The organism is Streptomyces sp. NPDC045846 (assembly GCF_056431605.1).
Genome location: NZ_JBWKKJ010000019.1, coordinates 21,007 through 37,476 on the forward strand (window position 1 = coordinate 21,007; position 16,470 = coordinate 37,476).

A 16,470-nucleotide genomic window follows, 5' to 3' on the forward strand; every position below is an offset into this window, starting at 1 on the left:
GAACTAAGGGTTGTCCGGGAAGCCCTGGTCAGGACTGAGATGATCTTGGTGTGGCTGGTGTGATCACGGCCTTGGGGCCGTCCTGGATAGGCCCGTTCACCGGGCTGAGCCCGCGCTGCTTCGGCAAGCTGGTGACCGCCGTGCGGCGCGAGCATGCGGCCGATGTGCACCGTGGACGGCCGTGGAGCCTGCCGTTGGAGGACCGCATTCTGCTGGTCGCGGCGTACTGGCGCACGAACTTGACGATGCGCCAGCTGGCCCCGCTCTTCGGAATCTCCAAGTCGGCCGCCGACCGGATCATCGACCATCTGGGGCCGATGCTCGCCCTGCAGCCACGCAAGCGGTTCCGCAAGGACGCCGTCCTCATCGTCGACGGCACGCTGGTCCCCACGCGGGACCACACCGTCGCCGAGCAGTCGAAGAACTACCGCTATTCCACGGCCCATCAGGTCGTCATCGACGCCGACACCCGCCTGGTCGTGGTGGTCGGCCGACCCGTGCCAGGCAACCGGCACGACTCCCGCGGCTGGGAAGAGTCCGGCGCCAAGGCCGCCGTCGGCAACACGATGACCATCGCCGACGGGGGCTACCAGGGCACCGGACTGGTCATTCCGCACCGTCGCCGCAAAGGCGAAGAACTCCCGGACTGGAAAGAAGAACACAACCGGTCCCACAAGCAGGTCCGCGCCCGCGTCGAGCACACCTTCGCACGTATGAAGGGATGGAAGATCCTGCGCGACTGCCGCCTCAAAGGCGACGGCGTCCACCACGCCATGCTCGGCATCGCCCGCCTCCACAACCTCGCCCTCGCCGGATAGGCGCACAGACGGCACCACAGCAGCCACGCCTCTCAAACCCCAAGATCTTTACGGGACAACCCTGAAACGGCCGCAGCGGTGAGGGAGTTCGATGCGCGCGACGGCCATGGATGGCTGGCCTCGGGCGCCCTTAAAAAGGCGCATCAAGCCTGGGGAAGCCAGGTCAAGTCACTGATGGACAAGCTCAGTTCGGAAAAGGGCGCCCTCCTCCGCGCCGATACGCATCTTTTCAATACGGACGTCGGTGTGCACTCCCAGGTCAGTTCGTCCTCGCTCTTCCACTGCCCAAGGCGGCCAGAGCTACACCTACGACGCGCTCGGCAGACTCGCCTCCGCCCCCGGTCACACCTTCAGCTACGACGGCACCGCCGACCACATCGCGTCGGACGGCAGCGAGACTTACTCCCGCACCCCCGGCGGCGACCTCGTCGGCATCAGCACCAGCGCAAGCAAAAACCTCGCCTACACCGACCGCCACGGCGATGTGATCGGCACCTACACAACCGCCGGTACGGCCGTCTCCAACTCCGCCGCGTACGACCCCTGGGGCAAGCCGACCGCAACCGCCGGCGCCACCCCCCACCTCGGCTACCAAGGCGGCTGGACCGACTCCGCCACGGGCCAGGTCAACACCGCCAGTCGCTGGTACAACCCGTCAACCGCCCAATTCCCCAGCCGCGACACTGCCGCCGCCAACCCCGTGACCTCCGCAGACGGCAACCTCTACGCCTACGCCAACGACGACCCACTGAGCAACGCAGACCCCACCGGTCACTACGCCTGCTACCCACCGAAGTTCCGCGGCCCGCGCGGCGGAGGCGGTGACGACGGCTCATCGTCGGGGGAATCCGATACAGGTACAAGCGCAGAGCCCTCGCACAACTACGACCTCAAAGGCGACTACGAACCCAGCTACCAGCAGAGCTACCAGCCCAACTACAGCTCCGACGAGGGCTTCGACTGGAGCACCGCCCTGGAATGGACGGTAGGCGTCATTGGAGTGATCGCGGTCGGTGTCGCTCTCGTCACAGGCGTTGGGGAGGTTGCCGCAGGCGTCGGTGCAGTGTTTTCCGGCCTCGCGTCACTCTTCTCCCACCGGAGTTGCGACACCCTGACCACTAGGCCGAAACCAAAGCCCAAGCCAGACCCCCACAAGCTCAAGCCCGGAAAGTGCGACAACTGCTCGAGCTCCGACCAGAACGGAACACAGAACGGCCCGGAATCGGGATCCACGCAGCAAGGGCAGCCCGGTAACCAGAGTTCGATACTCGGCAACCCCTTCAATTCTGGCTCGACAGGAAGCGGGGGGAGCCAGCAGACAGGCGGATCCTGCCTGATCGGCGGAGAGGGCTGGGTCGACTACGGGGCAACAGACCCGGCAAACGGAAATCGAGCCACAGGAATCGAAGCTTGCCTGGACTCTGAATACCTCGCTACCCATGCAGGATCATCTACCGACCCCAGCTCCCTGAAGCCCCCCGGTTATGACTGGGCGCGTGACTACGTTGGTTATCTGGGAAACCGGCCGCCGGGTCAGTGGGTCAACGCATGCCACTTGCTGGGCAAGCAGTTCGGCGGCGACGGGCTTGACTTGAGGAACCTCTCAACCTGTGCCCGCTCGACCAACGCTACCCGGGTAAGCCCCCAGGATCCCGGCATCACCGACCACATGCTGCGCTTCGAGAATCAGGTGAAGGGCGCGATCGGCCTGGGACAAGTGGTGCACTACACGGTCACTCCCAAGTACATGGGTTCAAGAACCGTGCCAGTAAGCTACGAGATGATGGCCAACGGGTACGACCCCGATGGAAATCCCGGTATCAGTTTCGACGAAGTGGTGCCAAACCAGGTATATAGCGTGAAGTTCGGAAACTGGCGTAACCTCGGTGGCGTTACGTTCGGCGGAAAACCCGTTCCAACAGGAGTGACACCGTGAACACATCCGTGCAACGTCTGATGGAAATCGTCCAGCACTCAGATGAATCGGGTGACGTTGTTGATTGGGAGGCACTTCAAGGTCACTACGGCGCGAGTTTCCCCACCGACTACAAGGAGTTCACCGAATTCTTTGGAGAGGGGTCGTTCAACGAGGACGGCATCATGGTGCCGATTCCCCGGAGCACGCCTGGCCAGCGATGGCAGACTCATCGGCTCCCAGATGACACCATCGCTTCTCCCGACATGCAGAACTGGGCACGACCGGAACTCGCTGCACGCCACTCCCTGAGCAACATGCTGGTCTGGGGCAGTACCGGTGGCGCCGATGTACTCTGCTGGCTCACCGAGGACCGAAATCCGGAAATGTGGCCCGTCGCCGTGTGGTCTCGCGACGATGCGAGTTGGGAACTGTATGAGTGCGGAATGGCCGAATTCCTCGTCCGTGTCTTCACTGCCGACTTCGGTAGGTGTCCGCTGAGTGACCTCTCAGTGTGGGGCCGACCCGTGCGATTTCTGCACGCCAGGGAAGAGGAGCGGTTGCGTGGGGAGGGCCTAAACCCCTGGACGGGAGAAGCCAACCCGTTTGCTGGGATGGAGTATGACTGAGCCCGAACATGTGATCTCTGCCGTGTGGCGGCTCACGGTGGGCGGCGATGTGTCGTCTGTCTGCTCGCGGGCGACATGCAGAAGCCCTCTCCGGATTACCTTCCGGTGAGGGCTTCCGTTGCCCAGGGGCCGTTGAGTATCCACGCCACGGCGGTGCCGGTCAGCCACGTCCACAGCATCTTGCCGATTGCGAGGCGAGGACGCCGTAGAGCAGTGTTTCAGGAACGGATCGAGACGGCCTTCATCGTCGAACATGACCACCCTCCGAGGCGTGTTGAAGAGCTGGAACGAGGCTGTGGGATCAGGCGGCGCGGCGAAGCATGGGGCGCGGCCGGGCGGGCAGGGCAAGTAGTTCGTGCAGAGCCGCACCGTCCTGGGCCCACTGGTGCAGCCTTTCGCGGTCGACCAAATGGATGTGGTGGCGCGCACCCCAGGCCGGTACATCGCGAGTGAAGACCCCATTGGTCACGACCACCGCGTGCTGCGCGCCGTGCACGGGACCGGCGGTGCCGTTGACCGCGTACAGGACGGGAGCGCCGACCTTGGCGCCGGTGCGGGTGTGCTTGGCCTGGAGCACCGCACGTCCGAGAAGCGGATGCTCGGCTATCACGTCGGCGGTCTGGTCCCCACCTGCTCCGACCCGCCGTGCACGCCAGCCGTCACGCGTCATCAGGTCGCGCAGGGCCTCCTCGAAGGGGCGGTCGTCCATGGCGTCGAGCTGGCCCGCGCGGAAGGACAAACCCGCCCGGCGCGCACGGTCGCGGCGTTGTCTGCTCCGGGTGAGGCCCGCGCGCAGGGACGCGGCACCAGCGACGACAAGGAGAAAGAGGGACGGCCACTGCCAGTGCATGATGAGGGCGCCGAGGAGGACGCGCAGCCCAGGCAGCAGCAGGGCTGTGGCCGCCGCGAAGGTGAGGCCGGCGGCGGCGAGTTCGGCGGGCCCGCGCGGGCGGCGGATACGCAGCCGGCGTTGGCGGCTCATCCGCGGGACGGCGCGGGCTGAGAGACGGACGGTGCTGGCTGCTGCTCGGTCGGGGTGCTGGCGGGGGTGTCCCCGAGCCCGAAGAACTTGACCCACAGGACGACGAGGGCGATCAGCCCGACTGTCAGCCAGCCGGACATCCGGCGCGCGCCGCGCGATGCCGGGTTGCGACGGATGTGGGCGCGGACGTGGTGATAGCCGGCGGGCGGCTTCGACATGGCGGGTTCCCCTCCCGTGATCACAGGCCGCACCCAGCGGCCCTGAAACTGTGTGTACCAATGGGCACTGACAACTCCGGGCGGATCATGGGCAGTTGTCGCAACCGCGGGGCGGGATCTCGCCAGGTGCGTCAGTACGGCACGTCAGCGAATGGCCGACTGGACGTGAGAAGCCGTTGTGCTGCAGCTATTCGTCTTGGATCAGTTCGGCCTGCGGGCCGTTGCGGGTGGATTCTGGTGGGCCAGGACACTTCACGTGCTGTGAGCAGCCCGGTCACTGGAGAGGAGGCTGGCGAACTTTGGCGGATTGTGGGTGCCCGCCATCGTCGTAGAAGAGGGTTCCACCGTGTTGGGTCGCCAAAGTTCTCCCAGGTACTCGCTGCGGCATTTCCCAGGGGCCCGGTCGTCGTCGACCTGTCCGCCGATGTCGCCGACGTGGTGCGCCAGCTGCGGAAAGTAGCTATCTCCGGGCTGACGGGTGGCGCCGATACCCCGATCTCAGCTGGCTCGGATACCCGGGCGGCGGCAGCTGGGACAACAAGGCTGACGCCTCGAAGATCTGGCGCGGCTGACCTGACGCGGCGGTCGGCATCCTGCCGACCGGCCGCACCGGCATTGTCAGGAATCCCTCTTTGCCGGTAAAAGCAGACGGACGGGGAGCCGTCGCGGCGACGGCCGGTCACGGGCGCGCGTCGAAGCGGTGCTGCAGGGCACCGCTGGGGCCGAAGACGTCCATCTGGTAACCCCGGGGCAGTGAGACGCCGTCCTCTCGGGCGAGGAAGCCGGTGACCCCGTGCTTGAGACTGTCGAACGTTGGGGCACTGTCATCGGGGTTGTGCGTCCACACCGTGATGACGGGGGTGCCGTCAGAGTCGGAGCGGTACTGGATGCCGTACACCTCCTGAGCCCCGCCGGATCGGTGATAGCGCCCGGCCAGGGCGGCTGCTGCAGCGGGGGCGCCGGTGGATGTCGCGGTGAGGCCGGCTGGAGTGGGGCCCCTGCGGTCCTGCTGATCAGTGGTGCAGCCCGACAGGGCGACGACCAGGGTGGTGGCGAGCGTCACCAGGGCAGGCGTCACGGACGGCTTGACGGGAATGCGGGTCATGCCCGGCTCGATCTCCTGTGTGGTGCGGTGAATTTCGGCTGTCTGCGCCAACAGCTCGACAACTGTCAGTGGGCGGCCAGCGGGGCTACGCAGCCGGTCTCGGGGTAGTGGCCATTGACCTCAGCCCATACGCGGTCCTTGGTGACGGCCCCGGTGACGCAGGCCGTGTCGCCGATCCAGATGCCGTAGTCGGTGCCTTCCGTTTTGCTCAGAGCGGTGCCGATCAGCAGATCGCCCACGGAGAGGCGGGAGGGACCGGCGATGCGCGTGAGGACGGGACGTACGTCCGCCGGGTTGATCGTTCCCCGCATACGAAGCTCGTTGAGCGCGTGCTCGACGGCGATTGCCTTTTGGCGAGCAGCGCTCTCGTGCTGCGGTGTCATCTCGCCTGGACGGCGGGCCCGGTTGTTGTCGAAGTAGTTCGGCGGTGCCTCACTGTTCGGCGCCTGAGTGGTGGACGAGGAGGAACTGTGTGCGCGCGGCGGATTGTGGCCATTGAGGTTCGAAAACAGGTCGTCCGCGGATTTCCCGCATCCCGTCAGCGCGAGGGCAGCGGCGGTGGCTGCAAGGACACGGTTTCTCCGTCGGGGCATGTGCTCATCCTCTCCGGACGGCTCAGAAGGGTGCATGAGTACGCCTACTCATCTGCGCGGCCGAGACGGAATGGTCGGGCCGGGCAGATGGATCAGTGCAGCAGCGGGGAACCGGTCAGCTCGCACGTGTGGGGGTCCTTGCTGTCGTTCACGGCATTGGCGCCCGGCGAGTACCACCGGTTCTTGGCGCAGGCGAGAAGCACCGCCACACGGGGTGCCGGCCTTCGATCCGTACCTGCCTGCCCCCCACACGCACCCGCTCCACCTGCACCTCGGCCAAGTGCGGGGGCACAGTCTTCAACAGCCCTTTATACGCCCGAGTGTCCACGAGGATGTGACGGAGTGAAATCGGCGCATGGAGGCACGCCTCGGCTTCACGGAAATCTTGGATGGACCGCTTGGGGAGGCGGCCGTCAACCAGGCTCGTGCTCTGCGACGGCTCGCGGTTGCGGCATAGGATCGAGCGGTCCTGCGAAACTCTGTACGGAGGCGTGAGCGTGGCAAACCTGGTGCGACAGCAGGCTCTTGATGTTGAGGTCGCGTACCGCGGGTTCTGCTTTCAGGAGTCCGACGACAGCGCGGTGCCTGTCCCGTTCAATGACGGTTACGAGTGGGGGGTGTTCCTCAACCCTCATGTTCGGCGTTTCGATCTGTTCAGCGCCGGTCACACGCACACGGCCGCCGTTTCGGTGAAGGTCTGGGACGCGGAGCCGCCCTTGGACGACGGCAGCGTGTGGGATGAGCAGGGTGAGGTCGACTTCGAGACCACATCGGGCGAAGTCTGTGTCTGGACGCTGACCCTGGGGCGCGCCAAGGACGTGATCACCCTTGCGGAAGGGGGTGGACGGTGGCGGGTGAGGGTTTCCTGCTCGGGCCGTGCCGAGGTGGAACGGATCACGCGGACCGAGGGTGTTGCCCACGGGGTGGAGCGATACCTGGTGGAGTTCTGGCCCCAAGAAATCTGAGGAGGCCGGTGCGGCCTGATTGCTGCGGGCCGCACCGGCACTTCGGCCCCGGGAAGCCTGCGCCGTTAGTCGCTTCTGTGGGGTCTGGGGTCTGCGGTCAGCTCTCGCGCCACTTGCCGGAGGGCTGGCCCACGTTGTCCCACTGCTGGACCCGCGCGCCGTTCGCGGTGTTGGAGTTGTCGATCTCGAGGATCTTGCCGCTGTTGACGTTCTTTAGGATGCGGCTGTCCGGGGTGCCTTGCAGCTCCCACTCCTGGGTGGTGACGCCGGTGCAGTCCCACTGCTGTACGGGGGCGCCATTGTCCTTGCGGGAGTCGGCGACCTCCAGGCATTTCCCGCTGCTGGCGTTGACGAGGTTCACGTAGGTGCCGTCGGAGGTCGGTTTCGTCACCCACACGGCACCCGGCTGGCCGTTGCAGTCCCACTGCTGGGCGCGAGCCCCGTTGGCAGTGCTGGAGCCGTCGATTTCCAGGCACTTGTTGCTGTTCTGGTTGGTCAGCAGGCCGCGGCGCTCGGTTGTGCTGCCGGAGATGCTGACAGTAAAGCCGTCTTCCAGGCCGTCGATGATGCGGTTGCTGGTGTAGAAGCCGCTCAGCAGGTTGCCGGCGGCGCCGTTCTGGGTGCCGTCCAGCGGCATGGCCGAGTAGTTCAGCTTCTCGGCGTGTACGTCGTACTCCTCCAGCGCGGAGCCTTCGTAGGTGGTGGCGAAGGGGAACTCGTCGCATTCCTTGCCGCCGTCGGTGTAGTTGGGTCCCCAGTAGCGGGTGCATTCGCGCACGGCCACTGCACGGTTGCGTCCGCGGCGCTGCTGATCGAGGTAGAGCCGGTGCAGCGGGTGGTCGGCGCTGTTGCCGGGGATCTTCTTGAGCGCGTTGAGGGGCTTGGTCGCGGTCGGGTTGGTGAACGCCAACTGGATGTGCTGGGCCACGGCCTGTTCGGGCGCTCCGGCCTGGGCGCTGTAGTTCAGCGTGGCCAGGTAGCTGAAGGCTGCTCCGCCCTTGTTCGCCGGGTTGCCGGAGCCGGTTGAGTTACGGAGATAGGAGGCCGAGTCCCAGCGCGGGGCCAGCATGAAGGGTTTGACATCGGGAAGGTCCTGGCCGCCCCTGCCGTTGTCCCATCCCTGAGGGAGCAGTGAGGTGAGCACTGGCTGGTACACCGCGAACACCACGTCGGCAGCACCCGCTCCGGTGCCCTGGCCCGGCGCGAAACGCACGGTCTGCCGGAACGTGGCGCCACCGCCCTGAGAAAGTTGGTCCCAACTCATGAAGGAGGTTGGCAGGTTGCCACCGAACTCCGGCTGCGCGGCGGCTGGCCAGGTCTCCGGGAGATCTCCCTTCACCAGATGGACCTGACCGCTGGTCTCCGTCGTGCCGCTCTTGGCGAAGTCGGTGAAGTAGTAGTCGAAGTGGATGGTGCGGTCAGCCTCCTGCGGAATGGTACCGACCACATACAGCTTGAACGTGCTGGCCCCGACAGGCGCGTTGGAGTTCTTGCGCTTCCAGATGACCGTGACCTGCTTGCCGCTGCACACGGCGAACCGGGACTTGAGATAGAACTGCGTGTCCCCGCCCAGTTGACCCTTGCACTCGGCCATCGACATCGTGCGCTCCGGTTCCGGGTACTGGACCGCCATCGCTCTCACCGAACTGCGCGCCGACGGCGGCGGGGCCAGGGCCGAGGGTGTGTCGGCGACCGCGGCGGCCTTGGCGGCCGGCCCGGTCGTCTCCCGAGCGGTCTGCGGCTGCTGGGCAGCCTGCGCGGCGTGCTCCAGCCGCTTGCGGGCGGACGCATTTTTGAGATCGGCGACGGTAGGCGCCGCGGCGCCAGGCGGCAGCACCAGGGTGGCCGTGGTCAGATGCGGAGCGCCATCGGCTGCGGCTGCTGGCGCAGCCAGTGGGATCAAAACAGCGGCAACCAGCAGCGCCACGGCCCGTATTCGAACAGTGTGACGCCGCCGCAGGGTTCTTGCAGGCATGTTGTACCCCCTTCAGGTGACGCCCGTGGATTCCGGACGTCAGCTCGAGAGCAAGATCTACCTGATTCGAGCGTCAGTTCGAACACGAGAGGGTCTCGAATGGCCGGAAAAGAGGGAACGGTGACCGATGTCTGTTCCGGGCGACCGCTGGCCGCGTCGAAGGCGCGGTCGATCGGCCTAACCCCGCTCGTTGCCGCTCGCCGCAACCCTCGCTCCAGGCATCTTGTGCGAGGCATACGGCTTGGGCATCCGCTCCGCTGTGCCTCAAGTCCTTATGTGCCACGCATCCCGCGTACCGGCAACGCATGGACCAGCCGCGCGACAGGGGGTGTTCGCGGAGCTGGAGGAACAGATGACGACGTTCGTCGGGCAGGGCGAGACGGAGGATTCGCCCGATCTGTTGGTCTCGGCTGTGCGGGCGCTGTGGGATCTGCTTCGGGATCCGACGAGGTCGCCTCCGCGGGGTGGGGAAGAGCAGCGGTTGAGCGGGCGCCGATAGCCTGTGCGGTGGGTGGTTGGCTGCCATCACCGGCTCGGTAGGGGGGAGATATGACGACGATGCCGTCCAGACTGGGCGTGGTGGGGTATTGGCTCTTTGGTCGCACAGAGCACCGCGTGCGGGCTCGTGAACACCTATCGGTCGTTGCGTCGCTGGGACGTATCCCGTTGGGGAGTGCCGATCTGAGGCGCCGGCTGGAGATTGCTGCTTGGAGGCGAGATGAGGGAGGGGCCCGCTTCGGGAGCCTCTTCATCTACTCGCCTTTGGCGTTTGTTGTCTGGATACCCCTCATAGGAGTGATCATCTTTGGTGGCGCACGGCTTGCCACTTTCCTCACCGCGTTGATGTTTACGTTCTGCACGATGGTGTTGTGGCGAACGCTCCTCCACCGTGTTCTGTTCGCGCGGATGCTTGTCCCTTTGGTGGCCTTGATGGCTGCTTTTGGCTGGTGGGCGGCATACAACTCTAAGTCTGGGCTTGTGATCTCGCCTGCGATCGCACGGTTCAGTTCGTTGCTGTTGGTGTTCGGTTCTCTTCCCGGTGTCATCTGGTTCTATCGCAGGTGGCGTCGGGCTGCCCGGGAGCAGGCCCATGCCTACGACGCGTTGGCGATAGCAGCCGTCCACGTGGTCGACGCAATCCATGGGGAACGCCTTCTCTGGCGCCACAGCAGGAAGGTTCGTCGGTGGTGCGAAAAGCTAGAGAACCTGGCAGTGGAGGCCACGGCCTGTCTGGCCCTCAAGGACCGCGTTGACCCCCTCGATACTGGATTGCGGCGCGAGTTGCGGGACGAGGCGTTGCGGGTGGCCGAAGCGATCCGCTTGCACAAGCGTGCTTTGGTTACCGCTAGCTGCGTTGAAGATGTGGAAAGGGTAGTTGAGTCCCTTATCTACGGCATCGATGCTATTGTGCGCGATGATCGGGCCGCCCTGCTGGTCAATGCTCCTGATCTCCCTTCGAGGACAAGCCGCTTGCGTGCGATGGTCACGCGCCTGATCCCCGGGGCTGTACTGATCGGAATAGCCGCTGCTCTGCCACTTATTCCCGGAATTCCGCCCACGGCGGAGACTTCAGCCCGCTGGGTGCTGTTGCTCGTGGGCGCGAGCTCGATTCTCTCGTCAAGCCCCGATACTGCAGGTCACGTGCGCGACGTCCTAGGCAAGCTGCTGCTCAGGTAGCACATAGGCTGAGAGAGCGGCGCGGGGCCGACTGCCTGGAGGGGCATTGTGGTCCTGCGCCATTTTGTGATCGATGCCTGGTCGTGGCAAGCCCGTGATGGCCGACGCCGGACGACGTTGCCGGCTTCGTCGAGGATCGCGAGCATCGGCGGGTCCAGGCGTCCGCCGGGCGCGCTCGGCCTGGGCGGTCGCGGCCCGCATGACGGAGCCCGCGCAGGCGGCGATCAGGGGTGCTGTCTCCGCCGCGGCCGTCCTGCGACGGCAGGTAGAGGGTGTCCGTGGAGGTGACGAAGTCGGCCGGCTTAAACTCCCGCGCGCCCTTCTGCGGAGTCACCCAGCGGGCGATCTCGCTGTTGAGGAGGGCCGCGGCGTGCTGGTGGGCGGTCTCGTAGATGCCGTCCCTGCGGGAAGAGCTGGCGGGTTTGCCGAAGGTGCTACGGGGCTGGCGATGCCGTTCAGTTCGCGGATTGCCGCGATTCCCACGGGAGTTCTTCGTGGTGTGCTTGCGTTGGACGGCCAGTTTGTCTTCGCCGGGCGTCGTGACGATGACGTCGACGCCCCCGTTGTGAGGTCCGACGTGCCACTGGTTGACGTCCAGGCCGTCGCGGGCCACCCGGTCGGAGATGAGCCGCTCGAACTGATGGGGGACATCGCTTGGATCCGGCTCAGGCTCGTGCTCGCCGGTGAGGCCAAGAAGTCCTGGGCCTGCTGCTCCTCGAAGGTCAGGGCGTTCAGCCGCTCACGATCCTTCGCGAGGAGTGCGTCCGACTCGGGCGGCGGACTCGGCTTGATGGCCGGAGCAAAACTCGTGGCCCGTCGGGAGAGCGAGTACAAGTGGCCCCTGCTGTACAGGCCGGAGCCTGTCACCATCGAAACCTGGGTCACCAAGATCGGCGGTGCATCCGTCGGCCTTGCCCACGAGATCAAGGACGACGAGGTATACGCCCGCTCCTCTGTCACCGTCGTGTCCTTCGACCCGGCCTCTAACCGCCCTGCCCGGATCGGTGAAGGCGAGAAGACCTTCCTCGGCTGCTAACTCGCCCCGTAGAATCCCAATATCCCAGTCCAGTTGCCGAGCAGCGCCCTGCCGCCCTTGCCCTAAGCCACCCGAACATCGGAGTCGGACCTGGCCCTCGGTAGGGGAGGAGCGGACGGCGCCGAATTTGTAAGGGCCGATCAGTGCGCCGTTTCCCTTCCTCTGCTGCAGCCCTGTCTCTCTTGTTCCTCACGGGTTGTTCCCACTTGGGCGAGGAGAAGAAAATACCGGCGGACGCAGTCGTCTCTTCGCTGCGAAGCGTCACCGAGGAGGAAGTGAGGGCAGCGGCCACGCCCGAGATGGTGATGAACCTTCTGCGTACCGAACTCGGGGAGGACAAGGTGGCAGAGGTCGACTGGGCCAGCAGGCTCGTGAACAGTGTCCCGCGGACCGACCTCACTCCCGCCGTTTTCCTCAAGCTGGACTTCGTCGACGACAAGGACAAGGTCGGTGCCGTGGGCAGGATGCTCCACATTGTGCTGGGGTCGCAGCAGTGGCAGACGGAGCCCGACCGGGCTGTAGGAGTCGTCTCTCCCGTCAGATATCTTGGGAGGGATGCGTTCGAGTACCCGGTAGCCACGGTCAAGGATTTCCGGAAACGGCTGGGGTCGCTCACAGCGGGAGACATCGTCCGCAAGAATGCCGCCGGCAGCTCGGCTCAGATCTCTGGCGTGGGCTCCGCCGCGCGGTAATTGCAGCAGCGCCCGAAGGCACCCGCCGCCCGCCCTTCGCGCCAACCGAACCCAGTTACGGCCCCGGTGTCCCGTCGTGAGTGAGACGCCTCCACGATGTCGAATGGGCAGCGGGCGAGATGTGCCCCACCACTCCGGGATCACCTCACCATGCCCAGCCTCAGAGGAGACAGGTGGCATAGCGCAACGACATGCTCGTGATGCCTGACTGCGCCGGGTGCTCGCGCCGCAGCAAGCCGAGTTCCTCGTAAACCCCAGTGCGGACCTCAGGAGCTCGACCTCTGCGGCCAATGCCATCCGCCGGGTGTCGCAATCTGCCCTACCTACTGGCGGACGTCCTGATTGGCATCAGAAGGCGCTTCGGCGCTTCGGCCACTGTGGACGGCCACGCCGCAACAGTGGCGGCTCGCTGCCAGTGTCTCCTCCCTGATGGCGCTGCGTCCGAGGCCGTCGTTCGCTCAGTCGGGCGGCTGCTGGGGTACGGGATTCGAACTCGCGAGGGGGTGCCCCAACATGCCCTCCCGATCTTCGTCGTCAGTATGTGGCCGGGGGCTCCAGTAGCTCAGCTGGTTGCCGAGCTCGTACACCCGGTGCAGTCGGCGGCGTGAGGCTGAAGACGAATCTGCTCCTGTCGGCGGCACTCCTGTCTCAACATCGTCTGCGGCGGGCCGCTTGGATCGTGACCCCATCTACCATCGGATGTTCGTTGCGATCTAGGAACAGAAGGACGAACCGCAGTGGTAGACAAGCGAGTTGTCATTGTGACCGGTGGAGGCACGGGCATTGGGGCGGCCACAGCCCGGTTGCTCCGCCAGGGTGGGCACCGCGTGGTCGTTTCGGGACGGCGGCCCGAACCGCTACGGCGCCTGGAACAGGAGACCGGGGCGCTGGCGTATCCGTCTGATGTAGGTGACCCGGATGCCGCCGACGGTCTGGTCCGCGCGACTTTGGCCGCCTATGGACGAATCGACGGGCTTGTGCTGAACGCGGGTATCGGGCGCGGCGGAGCGGTCGGGGACCTGTCGCTGCAGGACTGGGACGAGGTGATGCGCACGAACGTCACCGGTCCGCTCCTGCTGCTGCGCGCAGCGATCCCGCACTTGCTGAAGACACGCGGCTCAGTAGTTGCCGTCGCATCGGTGTCCGCACTACGCAACGGCGCGAGCAACGCCCCATACGCCACCGCCAAGGCAGCCTTGCTGCAGCTTTGCCATTCCCTCACCATCGACTACGGGCGGCAGGGGCTGCGTGCCAACACCGTGTGCCCCAGCTGGGTCCGTAGCGAGATGGCCGACCGGCGCATGGCACGCTTCGCCGTGCACGCGGAGTTGAAGGATGGCAGCGTGGAGTCTGCGTACGAGGAAGCAACCAGGTTCCTGCCCATGGGGCGGCCGGGCGAACCGCATGAAGTCGCTGAAGCAATCAGCTGGCTGCTCTCCCCGGCGGCGTCCTATGTCAATGGCGCGGTGCTCACCGTTGACGGTGGGGCGACGGCTCTTGATCCCGGAACTCTCGCGTTCGACTTCCGTATCGAACCACGCGGCGACGCGGCACTCTGAGACTGCTGGATACCTGCAGCGACGGTATAGGGGAGTACATCAGCCACAGCAGGCCCCATCCGGGGCGATTGCCGGCAGTGTCCCCGAGCTGCGTCGTACATGTCGGCTGCCCGCCGATGCGCCTGCAGTGCAGGCGGGAAATGCGGGCGCAGCACCTCCCGGAGCCGGCTCCGCTGCGGCCTGGGCGAGGGGCCGACTGTCAGTGACTTCAGCATGCTCCCACCCCTCATAGCAGTAAAGGCGACACCACTGCGGCCGACCGCGGCAGGCTGTCTCTGCGGGCAGACCGCGACAGCGACCGTGCCACCGGCCGAGATGGGTGGCTGAATCCGGAGACTCGCCACGTCACTGTTTGGCGCGCCACGCATCGCCCACAGGCCGACGAAAGCGGGGGCTCGCGCGGGCGCGTCGCTCGACGCGCTGCTGCCTGGGAGCGAGCCAGCAGAGTGAGGGCGTTCTACCACCCTCACTCTGCCGGACAGCCGTGTGCTTCTGTGCGGGGACAGCGGGCAGAGCCGTCTGTGAGGGCAGCACTGGCCCCGAGTACTGCACGCCGGACACGCCGCCGATGCCACTACCTACATCCGTTGAACTTCGCCGGGCGGATTCTCAACTCCGTGGAAGCACATCTGGGAGACGCGCCCCTGCCAAGCTGACGTCCCTCTCCGCGTCTGCCAGTCCAGCTTCAGCCGCCGCAGACAACGACGCGAACGCGATGTCCCCCCGTCAGTGCACGTTCGCGGAGGCAGGGGCCTGGCGGTGAGCTGGACGTAGCGCTGTGCAACATCCCTTGGGGACGCGGGTGTCATGCCAGGCTCGGCGCGTCGCACCTGCATAGCCAACGGCGTTGATGACACGAATCGCGCCACCCAAGGGGTGGTGCCCGGTTCGCCTGTGAGCGGCAGGCCAAGCCCCTCTGCCAGGCCAGATGTGCATCTGCTGAAGGGTATCGATTCGCGCCAACTCCACTCGTTTTCCGTTGGTCCCGTTGACCCGCGATGCCGCCGCCAGCGTATGCTCCTGGAGTCGATCATCCGCTTTAGCGGATAAGCCGTAACGGTTGAGGGAGCCATGCCTCACACGGAAGAGTTACGCATCGTGGCCGTCGGGGACGTCTTCGTGCACCGAGAAGCGCCGCAGGAGGCGTTCCAACATGTCTACCGGGCCTTTCGTAGCGCCGACGTGGCGTTCGCGAACCTGGAAGGGGTCTACAGCAAGACCCTGGAAAGGGCGCCCAGCGCGGGTGTCCCCGTCATCGCTGACCCGGAACACGCGTCCAGCATCGCCGCCGGCGGAATCAACGTCGTCTCCCTGGCGAACAACCACAGCCTCGACGGAGGCACGCTGGCCTTGCTGGAGACTCGCAGCCACATGCAGATGAGTGGAGTCGCCACTGCGGGCGCTGGAGGAGACAGCGCCGCAGCACATGCCCCCGCAGTGATTGACACCGACCGCGGCCGGGTGGCAGTGCTCGCGTACGCCTCGGTCTTCCCCTGCGGTTACGAAGCCCGCCCCGGAGCACCTGGGCTCGCTCCCCTCAGAGCGAGCACGCTGTACTCCCCCTGGGAGATGAACGAGTGGAACCCAGGGCTTATGCCTCGGGTCACCACCGTTCCCGACGAGGGAGACATGGAGGACCTGCGCGCAGATATCGCACGGGCCCGCGAAAAGGCGGACCTGGTGATCGCGAGCTTTCACTGGGGAGACTTCACCCGGCCGTTCGTCCTCACCGACCACGAGACACGCACCGCCCGTGCCGCCGTCGACGCCGGCGCCGATGCAGTAGTCGGGCACCATCAACACCTTTTGCGCGGTATCGAGTTCTACTGCGGCAAGCCCATCTTCTACGGTCTCGGGCACTTCGCCTTCGACCTGCCGGGATTGGAGGAGCGGCTCCAGAAGTCGGCCTACCTCGGCCGCGGAGACGCGCGACTGCGGCGGGAGAGCGCCCGACGCTTCGGCGAGTACCGCATCGGCGTACGCGAAGGGTACCCCCTCCTGCCCTTCCATCCCGACGGCAGACTCACCGGGTTCGCCGTCATGTCGTACAGCGAGGGCGTACTGCGAGCCGGTTTCGCCCCCTGCGTCCTCGGCCCGGACAACAGCCCGCGCCCCGTGGCCGCCTCGACTCCCGAGGGCAAGGAGGTCGTGGACTATCTCGAGGCCGCCTGCGCCTTCGAGGAACTCCCCACGCGTTTCGAACGCGACGCCTTCGCTATCGAAGGCATCGCGGTCACCGCGGTCACGCCCGGTTCCTGAACTCTCCACCGCCGAAGGGCCTCGGCGAGCGTCCAGCTCCCTGCCGA

Annotated in this window: 14 protein-coding genes and 1 pseudogene; 9 read left to right on the forward strand and 6 right to left on the reverse strand. The window is 65.9% G+C overall.

Features of this window, described 5'->3' with window-relative positions; all coding sequences use genetic code 11:
• The first annotated feature begins 50 nt into the window (after window positions 1-50).
• From AC07F3_RS36515 to AC07F3_RS36525, 3 genes are all read left to right on the forward strand, one after another.
• Window positions 51-818 (forward strand): transposase, encoded by a 768-nt coding sequence (locus AC07F3_RS36515; RefSeq protein ID WP_479119030.1) that lies wholly within the window; start codon window positions 51-53, stop codon window positions 816-818.
• 244 nt (window positions 819-1,062) lie between these two features.
• A complete protein-coding gene (locus tag AC07F3_RS36520) occupies window positions 1,063-2,754 on the forward strand; it encodes an RHS repeat-associated core domain-containing protein (protein ID WP_479119031.1) in 1,692 nt (563 codons plus the stop codon).
• Window positions 2,751-3,362, forward strand: a complete 612-nt coding sequence (locus tag AC07F3_RS36525) for an SMI1/KNR4 family protein (RefSeq protein ID WP_479119032.1) — start codon at window positions 2,751-2,753, stop codon at window positions 3,360-3,362. Before AC07F3_RS36520 ends, AC07F3_RS36525 begins: the two co-directional genes overlap by 4 nt.
• Before the next feature lie 301 nt (window positions 3,363-3,663).
• Here AC07F3_RS36525 and AC07F3_RS36530 read toward each other — a convergent pair whose 3' ends face one another.
• From AC07F3_RS36530 to AC07F3_RS36545, 4 genes are all read right to left on the reverse strand, one after another.
• Complete coding sequence (locus AC07F3_RS36530; RefSeq protein ID WP_479119033.1) at window positions 3,664-4,344, reverse strand: restriction endonuclease; 681 nt, start codon at window positions 4,342-4,344, stop codon at window positions 3,664-3,666.
• Window positions 4,341-4,562: a hypothetical protein gene (locus tag AC07F3_RS36535; RefSeq protein ID WP_479119034.1), complete on the reverse strand. Its 222-nt coding sequence runs from the start codon at window positions 4,560-4,562 to the stop codon at window positions 4,341-4,343. Before AC07F3_RS36535 ends, AC07F3_RS36530 begins: the two co-directional genes overlap by 4 nt.
• Window positions 4,563-5,241: 679 nt before the next feature.
• Entirely contained in the window at window positions 5,242-5,667 is a 426-nt protein-coding gene (locus AC07F3_RS36540; RefSeq protein ID WP_479119035.1) for a hypothetical protein, read from the reverse strand.
• Between the two features lie 65 nt (window positions 5,668-5,732).
• On the reverse strand, window positions 5,733-6,260 hold the full coding sequence (locus AC07F3_RS36545) for a hypothetical protein (RefSeq protein WP_479119036.1): 528 nt from the start codon (window positions 6,258-6,260) through the stop codon (window positions 5,733-5,735).
• 497 nt (window positions 6,261-6,757) lie between these two features.
• On the opposite strand from AC07F3_RS36545, the gene AC07F3_RS36550 reads away from it, so the two are divergent.
• On the forward strand, window positions 6,758-7,225 hold the full coding sequence (locus tag AC07F3_RS36550) for a hypothetical protein (protein WP_479119037.1): 468 nt from the start codon (window positions 6,758-6,760) through the stop codon (window positions 7,223-7,225).
• A gap of 97 nt (window positions 7,226-7,322) precedes the next feature.
• Here AC07F3_RS36550 and AC07F3_RS36555 read toward each other — a convergent pair whose 3' ends face one another.
• Window positions 7,323-9,152, reverse strand: a complete 1,830-nt coding sequence (locus AC07F3_RS36555) for an RICIN domain-containing protein (protein ID WP_479119038.1) — start codon at window positions 9,150-9,152, stop codon at window positions 7,323-7,325.
• Between the two features lie 843 nt (window positions 9,153-9,995).
• On the opposite strand from AC07F3_RS36555, the gene AC07F3_RS36560 reads away from it, so the two are divergent.
• A complete protein-coding gene (locus AC07F3_RS36560) occupies window positions 9,996-10,877 on the forward strand; it encodes a hypothetical protein (RefSeq protein ID WP_479119039.1) in 882 nt (293 codons plus the stop codon).
• Between the two features lie 107 nt (window positions 10,878-10,984).
• Here the strand turns inward: AC07F3_RS36560 and AC07F3_RS36565 are convergent.
• Window positions 10,985-11,472 (reverse strand): annotated as a pseudogene (locus AC07F3_RS36565) (P-loop NTPase family protein); the annotation flags it as partial.
• Between the two features lie 45 nt (window positions 11,473-11,517).
• Here AC07F3_RS36565 and AC07F3_RS36570 point away from each other — a divergent pair.
• The 4 genes from AC07F3_RS36570 to AC07F3_RS36585 all read left to right on the forward strand — a co-directional run bounded on the left by AC07F3_RS36570 (window position 11,518) and on the right by AC07F3_RS36585 (window position 16,423).
• Entirely contained in the window at window positions 11,518-11,913 is a 396-nt protein-coding gene (locus tag AC07F3_RS36570) for an acyl-CoA thioesterase (protein ID WP_479119040.1), read from the forward strand.
• 206 nt (window positions 11,914-12,119) lie between these two features.
• Window positions 12,120-12,605, forward strand: a complete 486-nt coding sequence (locus AC07F3_RS36575; RefSeq protein WP_479119041.1) for a hypothetical protein — start codon at window positions 12,120-12,122, stop codon at window positions 12,603-12,605.
• 737 nt (window positions 12,606-13,342) lie between these two features.
• A complete protein-coding gene (locus tag AC07F3_RS36580) occupies window positions 13,343-14,164 on the forward strand; it encodes an SDR family NAD(P)-dependent oxidoreductase (RefSeq protein WP_479119042.1) in 822 nt (273 codons plus the stop codon).
• A gap of 1,071 nt (window positions 14,165-15,235) precedes the next feature.
• Window positions 15,236-16,423 (forward strand): CapA family protein, encoded by a 1,188-nt coding sequence (locus AC07F3_RS36585; RefSeq protein ID WP_479119043.1) that lies wholly within the window; start codon window positions 15,236-15,238, stop codon window positions 16,421-16,423.
• Window positions 16,424-16,470: the final 47 nt, after the last annotated feature.